Annotated in this window: 11 protein-coding genes; 8 read left to right on the plus strand and 3 right to left on the minus strand. The window is 68.9% G+C overall.

Annotation, left to right across the window (positions count from 1 at the left end; genetic code table 11):
• Positions 1 to 4 precede the first annotated feature (4 nt).
• The 4 genes from SYV04_RS03470 (at position 5) to SYV04_RS03485 (ending at position 6,412) form a co-directional block, all read left to right on the plus strand.
• The gene (locus tag SYV04_RS03470; RefSeq protein ID WP_321544131.1) at positions 5 to 1,420 is read left to right on the plus strand and encodes a DUF3526 domain-containing protein; all 1,416 of its coding nucleotides are present in this window, start codon (positions 5 to 7) and stop codon (positions 1,418 to 1,420) included.
• Positions 1,421 to 1,431: 11 nt separating this feature from the next.
• The gene (locus SYV04_RS03475) at positions 1,432 to 2,874 is read left to right on the plus strand and encodes a DUF3526 domain-containing protein (protein WP_321544132.1); all 1,443 of its coding nucleotides are present in this window, start codon (positions 1,432 to 1,434) and stop codon (positions 2,872 to 2,874) included.
• A gap of 94 nt (positions 2,875 to 2,968) precedes the next feature.
• Positions 2,969 to 4,660 carry an outer membrane protein assembly factor BamB family protein gene (locus tag SYV04_RS03480; RefSeq protein ID WP_321544133.1) on the plus strand — a complete coding sequence of 564 codons (1,692 nt, stop codon included), beginning with the start codon at positions 2,969 to 2,971 and terminating at the stop codon, positions 4,658 to 4,660.
• A gap of 90 nt (positions 4,661 to 4,750) precedes the next feature.
• Positions 4,751 to 6,412, plus strand: a complete 1,662-nt coding sequence (locus SYV04_RS03485) for a M14 family metallopeptidase (protein WP_321544134.1) — start codon at positions 4,751 to 4,753, stop codon at positions 6,410 to 6,412.
• A 21-nt stretch (positions 6,413 to 6,433) separates the two neighbouring features.
• Here the strand turns inward: SYV04_RS03485 and SYV04_RS03490 are convergent, their stop codons facing one another.
• Together SYV04_RS03490 and SYV04_RS03495 are read right to left on the minus strand one after the other, a co-directional pair.
• Positions 6,434 to 6,640 carry a hypothetical protein gene (locus tag SYV04_RS03490; protein ID WP_321544135.1) on the minus strand — a complete coding sequence of 69 codons (207 nt, stop codon included), beginning with the start codon at positions 6,638 to 6,640 and terminating at the stop codon, positions 6,434 to 6,436.
• Positions 6,641 to 6,802: 162 nt separating this feature from the next.
• Entirely contained in the window at positions 6,803 to 7,189 is a 387-nt protein-coding gene (locus tag SYV04_RS03495) for a cupin domain-containing protein (protein ID WP_321544136.1), read from the minus strand.
• Between the two features lie 212 nt (positions 7,190 to 7,401).
• On the opposite strand from SYV04_RS03495, the gene SYV04_RS03500 reads away from it, so the two are divergent.
• Both SYV04_RS03500 and SYV04_RS03505 read left to right on the plus strand, forming a co-directional pair.
• Positions 7,402 to 8,796, plus strand: coding sequence for an FAD-binding oxidoreductase (locus SYV04_RS03500; protein WP_321544137.1), 1,395 nt, complete (start codon positions 7,402 to 7,404; stop codon positions 8,794 to 8,796).
• A 137-nt stretch (positions 8,797 to 8,933) separates the two neighbouring features.
• Positions 8,934 to 13,235: a PAS domain S-box protein gene (locus SYV04_RS03505; RefSeq protein WP_321544138.1), complete on the plus strand. Its 4,302-nt coding sequence runs from the start codon at positions 8,934 to 8,936 to the stop codon at positions 13,233 to 13,235.
• Here the strand turns inward: SYV04_RS03505 and SYV04_RS03510 are convergent.
• Complete coding sequence (locus SYV04_RS03510; protein WP_321544139.1) at positions 13,202 to 14,845, minus strand: sigma-54-dependent Fis family transcriptional regulator; 1,644 nt, start codon at positions 14,843 to 14,845, stop codon at positions 13,202 to 13,204. The two genes, SYV04_RS03505 and SYV04_RS03510, sit on opposite strands and share 34 nt — an antisense overlap.
• Before the next feature lie 180 nt (positions 14,846 to 15,025).
• Here SYV04_RS03510 and SYV04_RS03515 point away from each other — a divergent pair, with 180 nt between their 5' ends.
• Both SYV04_RS03515 and SYV04_RS03520 read left to right on the plus strand, forming a co-directional pair.
• Entirely contained in the window at positions 15,026 to 15,799 is a 774-nt protein-coding gene (locus SYV04_RS03515; RefSeq protein WP_321544140.1) for a hydrolase, read from the plus strand.
• A gap of 102 nt (positions 15,800 to 15,901) precedes the next feature.
• Positions 15,902 to 17,716, plus strand: a complete 1,815-nt coding sequence (locus SYV04_RS03520) for an amidohydrolase (RefSeq protein ID WP_321544141.1) — start codon at positions 15,902 to 15,904, stop codon at positions 17,714 to 17,716.
• The last annotated feature ends 3 nt before the right edge of the window (positions 17,717 to 17,719 follow it).

Here is a 17,719-nt window from a genome sequence, read left to right on the forward strand (position 1 = left end):
CCGAATGATCTTCACCATCGCACGCAAGGAATGGGTGGATCTCACCCGGGATGGACGCTTCCGCGCGGCAGCCGTCTTCATCTCACTCCTGGCCGCCATGGGCCTCGTGGCGGGAGCACGGCACCTGCAGACCACGCGCGCCGAGCGCGAGGAGGGTCGCCGCCTCACACGCCAGCAGTGGCTGGAGCAGGGCGAGAAGAACCCCCACTCCGCCGCTCACTATGGGGTGTGGGCCTTCAAACCCGAATCTCCGTTGGCCGCTTTCGACCGAGGGCTGGAGCCCTACCTCGGGGTGGCCGTGTACCTGGAAGCGCACAAGCAGAACCTGGCGCGATACCGCCCGGCCATGGACTCGACCACAACGGCGCGTTTTGGCGAACTCACCGGAGCGGGCGTGTTGCAGCTCCTCATCCCGCTGCTCGTCATCCTCCTCACCTTCTCGGCCTTCACCGCCGAGCGTGAGGGCGGCACGCTACGGCTGCTGCTGAGCACGGGGGTACGCCGCCACCAGCTCGTGCTCGGAAAGGCGCTCGGGGTGGGGCTGGCGCTGCTGATCTTGCTGGTGCCGCTGCTCGTGCTGGCGGTGGGTGTGCTGCTCGCGCTGGGAGCCAGCGCCTCGGACACGCTCACCCGCATCGCGGTGCTGGTGCTGGGCTACGCGCTCTACCTGGGCAGCTTCATCTTCCTGGGACTGGCGGTCAGCGCCACGGTCCGCTCCTCGCGCCTGTCCCTGGTGGTCCTGCTGGGATGCTGGGCACTCAACGGGCTGCTGGTGCCACGGCTGGCCTCGGACATGGCGAGCACGTGGGCGCCCGCCCCTTCCGTGGAGGGCTTCAGCCGCCGGATCGCCGAGGACTACGAGAAGGGCATGAACGGGCATGATCCGGCGGACGCACGGCGAGTCGCACTCGAGAACGAGGTGCTGGCCCGCTACGGGGTGACCTCCAAGCAAGAGCTGCCCATCAACTTCGATGGTCTGGCGTTGCAGGCCGGTGAGGAGTACAGCAACCGCGTGCATGCCCTGCACTTCGGCGAGCTGTGGGGGACGTATCGCCGCCAGGAGGGTTTGCACCGCGCCTTCGCACTCGCGGCGCCGCTGCTGGCCCTGCGCGCCCTTTCCTCGGCGCTGGCCGGCACGGACCTGGAGGCCCACCTCCACTTCACCCGCGAGGCGGAGGCCTACCGACAGCTCCTGGTGCGGCAGATGAACGACGCCGTCACTCATCGCTCGCGCACGGGAGACTGGACCTACAAGGCGAACAAGGCCCTCTGGCAGGAGGTGTCGGACTTCCAACCCGTCCTGCGCCCCTGGAGCCATGCGCTCCAGGATCAGGGCATCTCCCTGGCGCTGCTCGCCGGCTGGCTCCTGCTGACGGCAGTGCTCGCCTTGCGCACTGGGGCGCGCATGAGCGCTGTTTAAGAAGGAATGCCATGTCCCTACTCCGACACGAGTGGCGCCTGCTCGCGGCCGATCGCACCCTGATTGTTACCGCCTCGCTCCTGCTGGCCTTGATGGTGCTGGGCCTCTACAACGGCTGGCGCTTCACGCATGAGCTGACCGCCCGTCAGGAGGCGATCGCCGCCGAGGAGACGGCACGGCGCGCTCAACTTGCCCATCAGGCAGAGGCCCTCCTCCAAGCGAAGGATGACAGCATCCCGGCCTGGAAGAGCCCCACCCGTCCCTTCCCCGTGGGCAACCGGCTCGTCCAGCCCATGGCCACCCTGCCTCCCGGCCCGCTGAACGCCTTCGCCATCGGGCAGTTGGATCTGCTGCCCACCTCCTTCCAGGTCTCCCTGCTGGGGCAGGTGGCGGACTTCGGCCAGGAACCGCTCGATCACCCCGCGCATCTCTCGACCGGCTCGCTGGATCTGGCCTTCGTGCTCCTCTACCTGCTGCCGCTGTTCGTGCTGGCGCTCTCCTTCGATCTGCTCTCACGCGAGCACGAGGATGGAACCCTGAGGCTGGTGCTCGTCCAGGCCGGCAGCCTGCGCCGCTGGGTGCTGGGGCGGCTGGTGGTGCGTGCGCTCACCGTGCTGGGGCTGTGCGCGCTGGCGGGAGGCGCGGGCTACCTCGTGACAGGGGCCTCGGGCGGCATGGCGCGGCTGCTCGCCTGGATGGGGCTGGTCGCTGCCTATGGTGCCTTCTGGTTTGCGCTCGCGCTGGCGGTGAACGCGCTCGGGCGCGGCTCAGCCACCAACGCCCTGCTGCTGGTGAGCCTCTGGCTCCTGATGGTGGTGGTCATACCCGCCGCGGTACAGCTGGGCGTCAGCCAGCTCTACCCCGTGCCCTCACGGGTGGCACTGGTTGGCGCGGCTCGGCAGGCCGCGGCCGAAGCGGAGAAGGAAGGCAGCCAACTGCTCGCGCGCTATTACCAGGATCACCCAGAGCTGGCTCCCCAGGACGGCAAGGCCGACACCTTCCTTCCCACCTACCTGGCCGTCCAGAGCGAGGCGGCGCGGCGTACCGCTCCTGTCCTCGAATCCTTCCAGACCCAGCTCACCCACCAGCAGCAGATGCTCGGGGCCTTGCGTTTCCTCTCCCCTGCGCTGGCTTTCCAGCAAGCGCTGCAGGACGTGGCGGGAACGGGACACTCACGCCACGCGCACTTCCTCCAGCAGGTCAGCGTCTTCCATGAGGACTGGCGCTCCGCACTGCTGCCCCGCGCCTTCGCGCAGCAGGTGCTCGGCGCGGAAGCGCATCACGGCTTGCCACGCTTCACCTGGCGGGAACAGCCGGTGGCCGAGGCGCTCTCCGCAGCCGCCGTGGGGTTGCTCGCCCTCTTGCTACCCACGATCGCGGCGCTGACCTTTGGCCTCCTTCGCCTGCGGCGCTACCCCGTGGGAGGCTCCGGCTTCCCCGCGTCTACCGGCTGAGACGCCTGTTGCTCGCTTCCCTGCCCGCCACCACCCTGACTGGAATCGGGCTCCTAACGGGCACCTGGGCTAGGCTGCGCGCGTGGCGGAAGGCATGGGAAGTGCCCGGATTGCTTCTCCGGGGAATCATCGGCGCCGCACGGGGCTCCTCGCGGCGCTCGTGCTGTGTCTCGCCGTCGCATGCCGCACGCCTCCGCCGCCTCCGGCCGCGCCTCCCTCCGCTCCGCCCCCCAGTCCCCCTGTCGTCTCCGCGCCCTCCCCTGCTCCCGCGCCAGTTCCGGCTCCCGTAGCGCCCGCCAGGCCCGCCCCCCGAGTCTTCGACGTCGCGGCGAACGAGACGCAGCTCGCCAGCTACCGGGTGACGATCAAGGACAAGCAGCTCGGCGCGCCTCCTCCCTGGATGGCCCAGGTCTTCCCCGAGCGCTACTCGGAGGCGCCCGGAGTCTTCACCTTCCGCGGAGACTCCACCCGCACCGGCGGCGCCTGGGGCACCTGCCCCATGAAGGAGCGGAAGCTCGAGCTCGTCTGGACCGCCAACACCACTCCGGGCAAGCCGCCCTGGCGTGGCGGCGCGGGATGGACGGGCCAGCCCGTCATCGTCCAATGGCCGGACGTCATGCGCCACTCGATGAGCAAGCTGGGCCGCCGCCGCTTCGAGAAGGGCTTCGTCGAGGTCATCCAGGGCTCCCTGGATGGCTCGGTGTACTTCCTGGACCTGCGCACGGGCCGGGCCACGCGGCCGCCCATCGTCACCGGCAACCCCATCAAGGGCAGCGTCTCGCTGGACCCTCGCGCCTACCCGCTGCTCTTCGTCGGCCAGGGCATCCCCCAGAAGAAGCCCATCGGGCTGCACGTCTACAACCTCATTACCCACAAAGAGGTCTTCTTCCTGTCCGGCAAGGACAAGGCCTCGCCGCGCCGCTGGGGCGCCTTCGACAGCTCTGGGCTGCTCAACCGCGCCACCGATAGCTACCTGCTGGGCGGTGAGAACGGGCTGTTCTACGCCCTGCGACTCAACACCAACTTCGACGCCATCAAGCTGACGCTCAAGGTGCGCCCCGAGGTGCTGCGCTACCGCTACACGCCCACCGATAGCGCGCACTACGGCATCGAGAACTCCATCTCCGTGGTGGGCAACCTGGCCTTCTTCGCCGACAACGGCGGCACGCTGCAGGCGATCGATCTGCGCACCTTCCAGCCGGTGTGGGCCTTCCCCGCCGGAGACGACACCGACGCCAGCATCCCCGTGGAGCTCGAAGAGGGCCGCCCCGTGCTCTACACCGGCACCGAGGTGGACAAGACAGGCCCCAGCGGCAAGGCCTGGCTGCGCAAGCTGGACGGACTCACGGGCCAGGTCCTCTGGGAGCGCTCCTATCCGTGCCAGGGCGCGCGCACGCCGAAGAAGGTGGACGCCGGCGTGTTCGCCACGCCCCTGGTGGGCACGGGCGACATTGGAGACCGCGTCCTCTTCACCCTCTCGCGCTGCCCGGGCTTCACCGAGGGCCTGATGGTGGCGCTCGACAAGGCCACCGGCGAGGAGGTGTGGCGCAAGCCCCTGGACAACTACGCCTGGTCCTCGCCCACCGCGTGCAAGGACGAGCAGGGCCACACCTTCATCCTCCAGGGTGACATCCTCGGCACCGTCCACCTGCTCGACGGGCGCACCGGCGAGGAGCTGGACTCGCTGAAGCTCAGCGGCCTCATCGAGGCCTCTCCCGCCATCTTCGGAGACATGGCGGTGCTCGCCACCCGGGGACAGTGGATCCACGGCCTGCGCCTGCGCTGAGCACTCGCCCCGCAGAAAGCTGGATAAAACAGAATTCCTGGGATTAGTGTGTGAACCCTCCCCTGGCCAAGAGCCCAAGGAGGTTCCCCCATGTCGTCGTCCGCCGCAGGTGTCCTCGCAGTCGCAGCGCTGGCGCTTTCCCCTCTTTCCGCCCACGCGGGCCCCACCGTTCCCAAGGGTGAGGAGGCCTCCGTCCTTCCCTCGTCCATCGTGGCGCGGGTGCCGTTCCGCTCCCGCGAGGATCTCAACCGCATGGCGGAGACGCTGGATCTGACGGCGGCGGTGGACAACGAGAAGAAGACGGTGGAGGCGCTGCTCACGCCCGAGCAGTACCAGGCGCTGGTGAAGGAAGGGCGCCGCGTGGAGATCCTCGAGGAGCAGACGCGGCAGATGAACGCGCCGCGCCCCGACTTCTCCATCTCGGGCATCTCCGGCTACGCGTGCTACCGCACGATGAACGAGACGAACACCACCATGGCGCAGCTGGCGGCCACCTACCCGAACCTGGCCGAGTGGAAGGACATCGGCGACACCTGGGACAAGCTGACGGCGGGCGGCAACCCCGGCGATGACCTGCGGGTGCTGGTGCTGACGAACAAGTCCATTCCGGGGCCCAAGCCGCGCTTCTTCCTGATGGGCGCCATCCACGCGCGCGAGTACACGACGGCGGAGCTGGCCGCGCGCTTCGCCGAGCAGGTGGCGAGCCGATACGGCACGGACGCGGACGCCACGTGGCTGCTGGACCACCACGAGCTGCACGTGGTGGTGCAGTCCAACCCGGACGGCCGCCGCATTGCGGAGACGGGGCTGAGCAAGCGCAAGAACACCAACAACACCCAGGGCTCCTGCACCACCACCACGTACGGGGTGGACCTCAACCGCAACAGCAGCTTCGACTGGGGCGGCGCGGGCGCGAGCACCAGCTACTGCAATGACACGTACCGGGGCCGCTCGTCCGCCTCGGAGCCGGAGACGCAGGCGCTGGAGAACTACATCCTCTCGCTCTTCCCGGATCAGCGCGGGCCGAACTCGACGGACCCAGCGCCCGCGGACGCCACGGGGCTGATGATCAGCCTGCACAGCTACGGCGGCTACGTGCTCTACCCGTGGGGCTCGACCACCACGGCGCCGCCGAACGCCACGCAGTTGCGCACGCTGGGGCGCAAGTTCAACTACTTCAACGGCTACCAGGCCTGCCAGGTGGCCAGCTGCCTTTACGCGGCCACGGGCTCCACGGACGCCTTCGCCTACGGGCGGCTGGGCGTCGCCTCGTACACCTTCGAGATGGGCGGGGCGTTCTTCGAGAGCTGCACCACCTTCGAGAACACCATCGTCCCCAAGAACATGCCGGCGCTCTGGTACGCCTTCAAGGCGGCGCGGCGGCCCTACCAGGTGGCGGCGGGCCCGGACTCGATCAGCCTCACGCTGTCGGCCTCCACCGTGCCGGCTGGCACGACGGTGACGCTCACCGCGCAGGCCAATGACACGCGCTACGGCACCAACGGCGGCACCGAGGCCTCCCAGGCCATCGCCGCGGCGCGCTACACCCTCGACTCGCCCTCGTGGGTGGCGGGCACGCCGACGTACGCGATGAGCCCGACGGACGGCGCCTTCAACAGCACCCTCGAGTCGGTGCGGGCCACCGTCTTCACCTCCGGGCTGACGCCGGGCCGCCACACGCTCTTCGTCGAGAGCCAGGACGCCAGCGGCAACTGGGGCGTGCCCACCGCCATCTTCTTCAACGTGCAGTAACCGGCGGCCTGGGGCCCTGCGTCACCCACGGCGCAGGGCCCTGACCACGCGCAGCGCCCAGGCCTCCGCCGAATCGAGCTCCGCCCGCGCTTCGGCGTAGCGGTCGAGGCTCTCGTCGGAGCCATCCTGGGCGAACAGCGCGTCCTGAAAATCCCGCTGGGCCTGGATGAGCCAGCAGCGCGCCTCCGTCTGGAGCTTGTCCGCCACGTCGGGCGTGAGCTTCGTCATCTCGGCGACACGAAGCTCCAGGGCTTCAGGGCGATGAGGGGTCCTCTCTCCACACTCGGCATGCGCTTTGGTCGTAGGCATGCGCGAAGTGTTGCTACGACCCCCGCCGGATGGACCTGCACGAATGGGCGATGCTGTTGCCAGTTCTGGGCATTTCACCGCTCACTGCACGCTGGGCGCAGCCTCTTCCTCTCGCTGCGCGTAGTCCGACATGCCCTCGAAGTCCACCAACACACAGGGCTCGTCGCCGACCACCCATGCGTCATGCCCGGGGGGAATGTAGGCCACGTCCCCCGCGTGGAGCGTCCTCCGGGTGCCGTCGTCCATGCGGATCTCCATGCTCCCGGAGACGTAGTAGCAGGAGTGGGCGGCCTGGCAGCTCGAGGTCCCCGCGATCGGCTGTACATCCTTCGACCACTTCCACCCCGGCTCGAAGACAGCCAACCCCATGGTGCGTCCGCCGAGACGGACGATGTCCACGTGGCCGTGCTCGACGAAGGATCGTCGCTCATCGGGCTGGGAGAACTTCTTGGTGACAAGCTGGCTCATGACGTGTGCCCTCCATTCAAGGAAAGCTAGGGACGTCCTCCGGCGTGGAGCAGCCCACTCCATGATCCACCCCTACGAGGAAGCCAGGGGCTGTCAAGCCGCCCTGCCCGCTCTCTCCTCCCCTATCCGGACAAGCCCCCCCGGGTTCCTTGGGTCGTCGCGGGGCTGCTAGGCTCCCAGCCCTCCATTACAAACCCTCTAGGAGTTCCAACATGGAAGCGAGCCTCGAAGCATTCAAGCGGCGCTTTGGTGGTCGGATCGTGCTGCCGGCGGAGGCGGGCTATGAGAAGGCGACCAAGCTCGACATCTCCCTCGAGTCGGCCCGGCCCGCCATGGTGGTCTGGCCCCGGAACCCAGAGGAGGTCGCCGAGGCGCTTCGCTATGCCCAGGAGGCAGGGCTGCCCATCTCCGTGCGCTCCGGCGGGCACGCCGCCTCGGGCCAGGCCCTGGTGGACAAGGGCATGACGATCCACGTGGGGGACATGAAGGGCCTGAGCATCAACCGCGAGCGCGGCACGGTACGGGCGCAGGCGGGCTGCCTCTTCTCCGACATCGACAAGTTCACCCATGCCGAGCTGGGCTCGAAGGCGGCCGTGCTGGGGTTCGCCGACACGGTGGGCTCGGGCTACGCGCTCTACGGCGGCTTCGGCAGCATGTCGCGCAAGCACGGCCTGTGTATCGACAACCTCGTCTCCGTGGAGCTCGTCACCGCGGACGGGCGCATCCTCAATGTGAGCGAGACCGAGAACCCGGACCTCTGGTGGGCGGTGCGCGGCGGCGGCGCGACGCTGGGCATCGTCACCGCGTTCGAGCACCGCCTGTTCGACGTGAGCACGTTCTACGGGGGCTCGATCATCCTCCCGGAGAACCGCTTCCACGAGTACAACCGCTTCATCCACCAGCTGCGCCACGACAATGATCTGGTCAGCATCAACTACCTGATGCGCACGCCGCAGGGGCCGGTGGTCTTCATCTTCCTGGCGCACTGGGGCAGCCAGAGCCGGGCGGAGAAGGAGGCGCTCTTCGCGCCGATCCAGAAGATGGCTCCCATGCAGTACACGGTGGGGCAGTACGACTACTTCCAGTTCCAGGGCATCTTCGCCCCCATCTGGCACTCGCTGCCCTCGCCGCGCCGCGCCTACTGGACCTCGGGCTCGCTCAAGGGGCTGGAGAACGAGGCGGGCTTCAACAGCTTCCTGGATGCCTACTTCGAGGTGTGGAAGAGCGTTCCGCCGAGCGTGGTGATGGCGGTGATGAACATCGAGCTCTACGGCGGCGCCATCCGCAACGTGCCGCGCCAGGCGACCGCCTACTGGCCGCGTGAGACCGAGATGCTCTTCGGCCTGATGCCCACGTGGTTGGATCCGGCCATCGACGCCGAGGTGGTGGCCTTCACGCGCAAGGCGAAGGCGCACCTGAGCAGCCACCCGCTGGCGATGCCCGAGGGCTACCTCAACTTCTCGATGCACGAGGAGGCGGAGGTCTACTACGGCGGCAACCTCGAGCGCCTGTCGGCCATCAAGGCGCAGATCGATCCGAAGAACATCTTCCATCGCTGCGTGGACGTGCGCTCGAAGCAGGGCAAGAAGGCGGTCTCCGGCGCCTGAGGTTGGACGCGGCGCGGGGCTCCGAGGAGCTCCTAGCGCTTGAGAGGCCTCTCGGCCCCACCGACAGGCGGGGAAGTAGAGGGGACTAGGTGAAGGGCCCCCCCTGGTTGCTACGAAAGGACCCGGGGGAGTTCATCATGCGGACTGGCCACGCCCATGCAGGGCCGCCCACAAGACCGGTGGCCATCCACTGGGAGGCGAACGCGGAGACCCTGCGCTGCCTCTCGGTGGACGAGCATGCCCGGCGCCTCGGCTTCCCCCGGGAGCGATGGCTGCGCGAGGAGGGATTCCTCGCACGCACGGTCTTCGCGCCCGACCAGGACGTCTTCCTCCACGGGTGCCGGGCCGCCGCGAAGGGGGTAAAGGTCGAGGACTGCTACCGCACCCGCGCGGCGGATGGCCGCTCGCACGTGTTCGGGCTCACCCTGGAGGTGAAGCGCCAGGGTCACGAGCGCCGCCTCCGGGGGCGGATGGTCGAGTGCCCGCCCGAAGCCACCCTCCAGCCAACGAAGTCTCCCCTCATCGTCGCCTACTTCGACCGCCAGCAGCGCCACCTCTATGTCAATCGCGGGGTGGTGGGGGTCACCGGGCTGCCGCCCGCCCTCTTCATCGGCAGGACGAACGCGGAGCTCGGCATGCCCTCGAGGCTCGTCCAGCTCTGGCGTGCGGAGTGCCAACGGGTGTTCCAGCGGGAGGAGGCCTTGGCCTTCGAGTTCGAGTTTCCCGCCCTGGACGCGGTCAGCATCGAGGGGAGCACGCTCTTCCAGGCCCATCTGACGCCCGTCTTCGACCACCAGGGACGCATTCGGTCGGTGCGGTGCGAAACGTACCGGCTCGCTTCCTCGCAGCGCCGGTACACGTCCACCCAAGCCCTGCCTCCGCCCGCAGCGGATCAGCGTCTCCGGGGTGTCGCGCTCCTGGGTCAGCTCCACAAGGGACTGGGCACGGCCTCCGGGCGGAAGGACGTGCTCCGCGCCCTGGGGCAGTTGGTGGGCACCGAGCTCGGGGACTGGTGTGACGTGGACCTGCTGAACGGCGAGGTGCTCGAGCACGTCGCCTCCTTCGGGCAACCGGGCGGGACAGCGCCGAGCCCTCCGGGAGAAGTGCCCGCGCCCCTGGCCTGGCGGGTGTCCCTCACAGGCATCTCGGAGCTGCTCGCCGGTCCCTCCGAGCAGGTAGCCGCCTCCCTCGCGCCGGACCAGGCGCGGCTGCTGGCATTTCGGGAGGCCGGGCTCCTGGACTGCCTGGCGGTGCCGCTGCGGCTGGGGGAGCGCACCCTGGGGGTGCTCACGTTCGCCACGCGGGACCCGGCCGCGCGCTTCGACACGGACACGCTGGCGCTCGCCGAGAGCGTGGCGGGGCTCGCGGCCTGGGCCTTCGAGGTTCACCAGTTGCGTCAGGGTGAGCACGTGTCGCGCGGGCGCATCCAACACTTCCAGCGGGTGGTGGCCGCTCTCGGAGAGGCGCGCCAGCCCTCCCAGGTCGCCGACGTGGTCATGGGCGAGGTCTCCCGTGCGCTCTGCGCGCGCACCGCCGTGGTGTACCGGCTCGACCCCAGCGGCCAGGCACTCGAGATGCTGGCGTCCCGAGGCGGCACCGAGGCGGGCCCTCGGTGCTTCGTGCGCCTGCCGCTGAACTTCTCCGCGCCCATCACCGACGCCCTGAAGCAGCGGGAGTCCATCTGGCTCGACTCCCCCGCCACGTTCCGGCGCCTGTACCCCATGCTGGCCAGACGTGCTTCGTTCGCCCCCCCGGGCGCCTTGTGCGCGGTGCCGTTGCTGCTGGAGGGGCGAGCGCTCGGGGTGCTCGCCCTGGGCTTTGAAACTTCCCGCGACTTCTCGGAGGCGGAGCAGGCCTTCGCGCTCGCCGTGGCCCGCCAGTGTGCCCAGGCCCTGGAGCGTACCCGCCTCTTCGAGTCCCTGGAGCAGGCCTGGCAGGGGCTCGATGCCATCCTCGATGCTGCGCCGCTCGCCCTGCTCGTGCTCGACGGGGACGGCACCGTCCGCCGCTGGAACCCCGCGGCCACCCGCATCTTCGGCTGGAGCGCGGAGGAGGCAGTGGGCCACTTCCTGCCGACGACTCCGCCAGAGGCCCGCGACGAGCTGCTCACGCACCTGCGGGCGGCCTCGCGGGGCGAGCGCGCTCCCGCCCGCGAGCGCCGGCACCTGTGCAAGCAGGGGCAACCCATCGACGTGGTGTACTGGCTCTCCTCGCTCGTGGACGCGAGCGGCCAGCGCCGGTGCATCTACATCGCCGCGGACGACACCCTGCGCAAAGAGGCGGAGCGGCGTGCAGACGGGCTCACCCACGAGCTTCAGCGCCAGGTGGCCGAGTTCCAGACACTGCTGAACGTCGTCCCCGCGGGCATCGCCATCGCTCGGGAGCCCCAGTGCCAGCGCATCCAGGCGAATGCCTGGCTCACGCAACTGCTGGACCTCCCCGAGGGCACCAACCTCTCGCTCAGCGCACCCGAGGCCGAACGTGTCCAGGGCATGCGGTTCCTGCGGAGGGGGCGGGAGCTGCGGGCCGAAGAGCTGCCCATGCAGCGGGCCGCCGCGACCGGCGAGGAGGTGCTCGACGTGACGCTGGACGTGGAGCTGCGGGGGCGGCGCTTCACCCTGCTCACCTCCACGGTCCCCCTCTTCGACGAGGAGCACAAGCCTCGCGGCGTCATCGCCAGCTTCCTCGACATCACCTCCCGCACGCGCGCCATGGAGGCCCAGCACTTCCTGGCCGAGTGCAGCGCCGCGCTCTCCTCCACCCTGGACCAGGAGCAGACCTTCCAGATGCTGGCCCGGCTCTGCATCCCCGGGCTCGCCAGCATGGCCATGCTCTTCGGCTCCAAGGCCGATGGCACCCTCGGCCTGCTGTCCACGGCGCATGCGGATCCCGAGCTGGAGAGGCTGCTGGTCCGGCGCGGCCAGCACCTGCGCGCCACCGATGAGAAGCTCCTCCGCGAGGTCCTACGCACCGGGAGGCCCCGACTCATCCCGACGCTGGACGAGCCGGGCCTCGGTGAAGCCGGGGATGATCCGGAGCGGAGGCTCATCCGCGAGCGGCTCGCCCTGCGCTCCGCCATGCTCATCCCCATCTGCTCTCAACAGCGCGTCACCAATGTGCTGGTGCTCGGCTCGTCGGAACGGACCTACACCTGCGATGACTGCACCTTCGCCCAGGAGTTCGCCGCCCACGCCGCCTCCGCCCTCGACAACGCGAGGCTCTACCGCGAGGCCCGCGAGGCGGTGGCCCTGCGCGACGAGTTCCTCGGCATCGCCGGGCATGAGCTGCGCACGCCCCTCACCGCGTTGAAGCTCGGGCTGCAGAGCCTCTCGCGGGAGGGCGTCGCCGTGGGACAGCACGAGCGGCTGACGAAGTGGATCAACCACTGTCAGCGCCAGGGCGAGCGGCTGGGCCGGCTGGTGAATGATCTGCTGGACGTGGGGCTGATCACCTCCGGGCGCATGCCGCTGGTGTGCGAGGAGCTGGATCTCTCCGCGCTGGTGGAGGAGGTGGTGGCGCGGCTGCGGCCCGAGCTGGAGCTGGCGGGCTGCCCCGTGTCGCTGAGGCTGGAGTCTCCCCTCATGGGCTCCTGGGATCGCTCACGGCTGGAGCAGGTGCTGACCAACCTCCTCTCCAACGCGGCGAAGTACGGCAATAGCCGGCCCATCCAGGTCCACGCCTCGGCCCTGCCCGGGGACAGGGTCCGATTGAGCGTGCGGGATGAGGGCATCGGCATCTCCCCCGAGGACCAGGCGCGCATCTTCGGACGCTTCGAGCGCGCCGTCTCCGAGCGCCACTACGGCGGCTTGGGACTCGGGCTGTGGATTACCCAGCAGATCGTTCGCCGGTTCGGCGGCCACATCGGCGTGGCCAGCGCGAGGGAGCAGGGTTCGACCTTCACGGTGGACCTGCCTCGATACGTCGAGGTGGAAGCCCCGGAGGCGCTCAGGAGAGGGGCCCGCTCACGCCCCAGCCTGGAGCAGGCCGCGACCGCCGAGACACTGGCGCGGGCGGAGGGCGAACCCCTGTACCGCTCCATCCTCACCGCGCTCTGGGAAGGCATCGTCGTGCAGAGCCGCGACGGCAACATCCTCACCGCCAACGCGAGCGCCGAGCACATCCTCGGGCTGTCCGTGGACGAGATGACGGGCCGCACCTCGATGGATCCCCGGTGGCGAGCCATCCACGAGGATGGCTCGGACTTCCCCGGCTCGGAGCACCCCTCGATGGAGGCGCTGCGCACCGGCAAACCTGTCCGCAGCGTGTTCATGGGCGTCCAGCGGCCCGACGGCTCCCGGGTGTGGCTGATCGTCAACGCCCAGCCGCTCCAACGGCCGGGAGAGCCGGCGCCCTATATGGTGGTGACCTCCTTCTTCGACGTGACCGAGCTGCGGCGGGTCCCACCTCAGGTGCTCCCCGTTCCGTCCGAGGCGCCCTGATATTGCTTGAGCTTTCGGAACAGGGTGGACGTGCCGATCTTCAACTTCTCGGCGGCCTTGAGCTTGTTGCCCCCCATCGCCTCGAGCACGGCGAGGATGTAGTCGCGCTCGACCTCCTCCAGCGATCGGAGGTTGTCCGGCGTGTAGACCGGAGTGACCGCGCCCCGGATTTCATCGGGCAGGTCCTGGACCTCGATGCAGTTGCCCTGGGTCAGCACCACGGCGCGCTCGAGGGTGTTCTCCAACTCCCGCACGTTGCCCGGCCAGGGGTGGCGCAGGAGCTGGTTGGCGGCCTCGGGGCTGAGCCCGGACACCTTCCGCTGGAGCCGTGACGCGGAGCGCGCCAGGAACATCCGCGCGAGCGCGAGGATGTCGTCATGCCGCTCTCGAAGCGGAGGGATGCGGATCTCCACCACGCGCAGCCGGTAGTAGAGGTCCTGCCGGAAGCGCCCCGCGCGGATCTCCGCGGTCAGATCCTTGTTGGTGGCCGCCAGCACCCGTACGTCGACGGAGCGGTGGGTGTTCTCCCCCACGCGGCGGATCTCCCGCTCCTGGAGCGCGCGGAGGATCTTCACCTGCATCGAGAGCGGCACCTCTCCGAGCTCGTCCAGGAAGAGCGTGCCGCCCTGGGCGGCCTCGAAGAGCCCGGTCCGGTCCTGGGTCGCGCCCGTGAACGAACCCCGCGTGTGCCCGAAGAGCTCGCTCTCCAGCAGGTTCTCGGGCACCGCCCCACAGTTGATGGCCACGAAGGGGCCCGCCGCGCGAACCGAGCGCTCGTGGATGAAGCGAGCCAGCACCTCCTTGCCGACGCCGCTCTCGCCGGTGATGAGGACCGTCGAGTCGACCTGGGCCACGCGCTCTGCGAGATCTCTCACGCGCCGCATGGCCGGACTCTTCCCCAGGCTGTCCTTCGGGCCCTCCTCCCCTTCTGTCCGAGCCAGCTCCCGCTTCTTTGCCCGCAGCGTTCGCTCGGTGTTCTTCAGGGCCTGGGTCACCCGGCTGAGCGTCTCATCGAGACCATCCTTCTCGAAGTAGACGAGCTGAGCGGCGACCTCCTCGCCCCACTCCTCTCGAGGCCGGCCCACCATGACGCAGGTCGCGTCTCCCTTCCCCCGGCACCGCTCCTCGATGCAGTACATGGGGCGCCCCTGGCCGTAGCTCAAGTAGCCGCTGGCGAAGCCGCACAGCGTCCAGCAGACCGGCTCCTCGGACAGCCCGATGTGCAACAGGTGCTGCTCGGCCTCGAACGACTCGTTCCAGAGCCCCTCGGCGAAAGGGGCATTCTCCACGGGTCCCTCGCGATGGATGGGCTCGAAAATCACCAGCCCCTGGAGCCGATGCAGGCGACCTCCCGCGCGCCGCCACTCGTCCGGGGAATCCCACGGGAAGGAGTCCTTCAACGTCTCGGCGGTGCGTCGGCCCAGGGCATAGCCGAACCGGGTGAGCAGGGCCCGCGCCCCCGCCAGCCCCAGGGTGTCGATGAGCTGCTTGCGCAGCAGCCCCAGGGCCACCGCGTCGAGCAAGAGGGCCCGCTGGCCCGCGAAGCGAAGGATTCCCCCCTTCGGCTCGAACTGAAGCAGCTCCCGCAGGTCCAGCTCTTCCAAGCGCATGTGCTTCCTCTCCCAACAACACCAAAATGGTATGGCCGGAATGCCATCTTGGGAGTGTCGAAGCAAGGGCGCCTTGAGGCCCCTTGTAATTTCAGCCACTTGAGCACCGCCAAGGACTGGCATCGCTCTTGATAAGGAACAGTGCGTGCGCTTCAGCACGAGACCACAGGAGAAGCAGCAATGAACGTCGGCAACAGCCTCAAGGTCCTCGGCAGTCGGTCCACCCTGGCGGCCCTGGTCGTCACGATGCTCGTAGCGGGAACGAGCGCTTTCGCGCAGAAGGCCACGGGCAAGCCCAGCCCGCGCCTGCTCACCCCGCAGAACTCGGCCATCATCCTCATCGATCACCAGCCGCAGATGGCGTTCGCGGTGCAGTCCATCGACCGCACGCTGCTCACCAACAACGTGACGGGGCTGGCGAAGACCGCGAAGATCTTCAATGTCCCGACCATCCTCACCACGGTGGCGGAGAAGAGCTTCAGCGGCCCTCTGTTCCCGGAGATCACGGCGGTCTTCCCGAACGTGAAGCCGATCGACCGCACCACGATGAACTCGTGGGAGGACGCCAACTTCATCCAGGCGGTGAAGCAGACGGGCCGCAAGAAGCTGGTCATCGCGGCGCTCTGGACCGAGGTGTGCCTCATCGGCCCCGCGCTGTCGGCCATCGACGAGGGCTATGAGGTCTACATCGTCACGGACGCGTCGGGCGGCGTGAGCAAGGAAGCGCACGACATGGCGGTGCAGCGCATGGTGCAGGCCGGCGCCATCCCGGTGACCTGGATGCAGGTGCTGCTCGAGTACCAGCGGGACTGGGCGCGCCAGGGCACCTACGAGGCGGTGACCTCGCTGGCGAAGCAGCACGGCGGCGCGTACGGCACGGGCATCTTCTACGCCAAGACGATGCTGGGTGAGCACGCCAACGAGGGCGGCGCCAGCAAGAGCACCAGCAAGTAACCCGGACTTTGGGCGCGGAGCGACGGTAGGTTTCCCTCGGGTTTCCCCCCCTCCCGAGGATCCCCGTCGCCTCCGCGCCCGCTTTCTTTTTGGAGAACCGCCATGCGCTCGCTCAAAACCCTCCTGTCTCGCACCTCGCATCGACTCGGTGTCCTGGCGATCACCGCCAGCCTCTTCGGAGCCTGCAGCCACACCGCTTCCACGACCCGTGGCGAAACCCACGCCGACCTCATCCTCCACCATGGCAAGGTCGTCACCCTGGATGCGGAGAACCGGATCGCCTCCGCGATCGCCATCCGGGATGGCAATGTCCTCGCGGTGGGCAGTGACGCGGAGGTCGAGCGGTACCGCACCGGAGAGACCCAGGTGATCGACCTGGGCGGTCGCACGGTCATCCCCGGGCTGAACGACTCTCATATCCACGTCATCCGAGGGGGCCTCAACTACAACCTGGAGCTGCGCTGGGAAGGTGTCCCGAGCCTCGCCAAGGCGCTGGAGTTGGTCCGTCTCCAGGCGGACCGCACACCTGCCGGACAGTGGGTCCGCGTGGTGGGAGGCTGGTCGGAGTTCCAGTTCGCCGAGCGCCGCCTGCCCACGGTGGCCGAGCTGAACGCGGCCGCGCCGAAAACGCCGGTGTTCGTGCTGTACCTGTACGGCAAGGCGCTGCTGAACCAGGAGGCCCTGCGAGTGCTGGGCATCACCAAGGACACGCCGAACCCTCCGGGCGGGGTCATCGAGCGCGACGCACAGGGCAACCCCACGGGCATGCTGGTCGCCAAGCCGGATGCCTTCATCCTCTATTCGACCCTGGGGCGCTTGCCGAAGCTCTCGCCCGAGGAGCAGGTGAACTCCACGCGGCAGTTCATGCGCGAGCTCAACCGGCTGGGCGTGACGAGCACCATCGACGCGGGCGGCGGCGGGCAGAACTTCCCGGACGACTACGCGGTGGGCACGGAGCTGGCCAAGCGCGGTGAGCTGACGCTGCGCATCGCCTACTACCTCTTCGCGCAGAAGCGAGGCCAGGAGCTGCAGGACTACCAGCGGTGGTCGACGATGACGCGTCCGGGGACCAACGCGGACCTGCTGCGCCCCAACGGGTACGAGATGGAGGGCGCTGGCGAGAACGTGCTCTGGGAGGCCGCCGACTTCGAGAACTTCCTGGAGCCGAGGCCGGATCTTCAAGCGGGCATGGAGCCGAAGCTGGAGGAGATCTTGTCCCTGTTCGCGGAGAAGGGCTGGCCCTTCCGCATCCACGCCACCTATGACGAGTCCATCTCCCGCATCCTCGATGTCATCGAGCGGGTGAAGGAGAAGCGGGGCTTGGAGAACCTGCGCTTCATCATCGACCACGCGGAGACCATCTCCGAGCGCAACCTGGCGCGGGTGGCGAAGCTGGGCGGAGGCATCGCGGTGCAGGACCGCATGGCGTTCCAGGGCGAGCACTTCATCACCCGGTACGGGAAGGAGGCTGCCTCGCACACGCCGCCCGTGAAGCGAATGCTGGAGCTGGGGATTCCCGTGGGGCTGGGGACCGATGCCACGCGCGTGTCCAGCTACAACCTCTGGCTGTCGCTGCACTGGCTGGTGTCCGGCAAGACGCTCGGGGGCACCGCGCTCAACGCGCCCGAGGCGCGGCTGGACCGGGTGACGGCGCTGCGGCTGGCGACCGTGGGCAGCGCGTGGTTCTCCGGAGAGGAGAAGCTGAAGGGCACGCTGGAGCCGGGGCGGTATGCGGACCTGGCGGTCCTCTCCGGCGACTACCTGTCCGTGCCGGAGGACGACATCAAGTCCCTCGAGTCCGTACTCACGGTGGTGGGTGGCAAGGTGGTGTTCGCGGCGGGAGACTTCGCCCCGCTGGGTCCCGCCGCCGCTCCAGCGCAGCCGGCCTGGTCGCCCGTGTCGCTCCCTCGCAACTGAGTC

It is taken from the genome of Hyalangium ruber (assembly GCF_034259325.1).
Classification (GTDB): Bacteria; Myxococcota; Myxococcia; order Myxococcales; family Myxococcaceae; genus Hyalangium_A; species Hyalangium_A rubrum.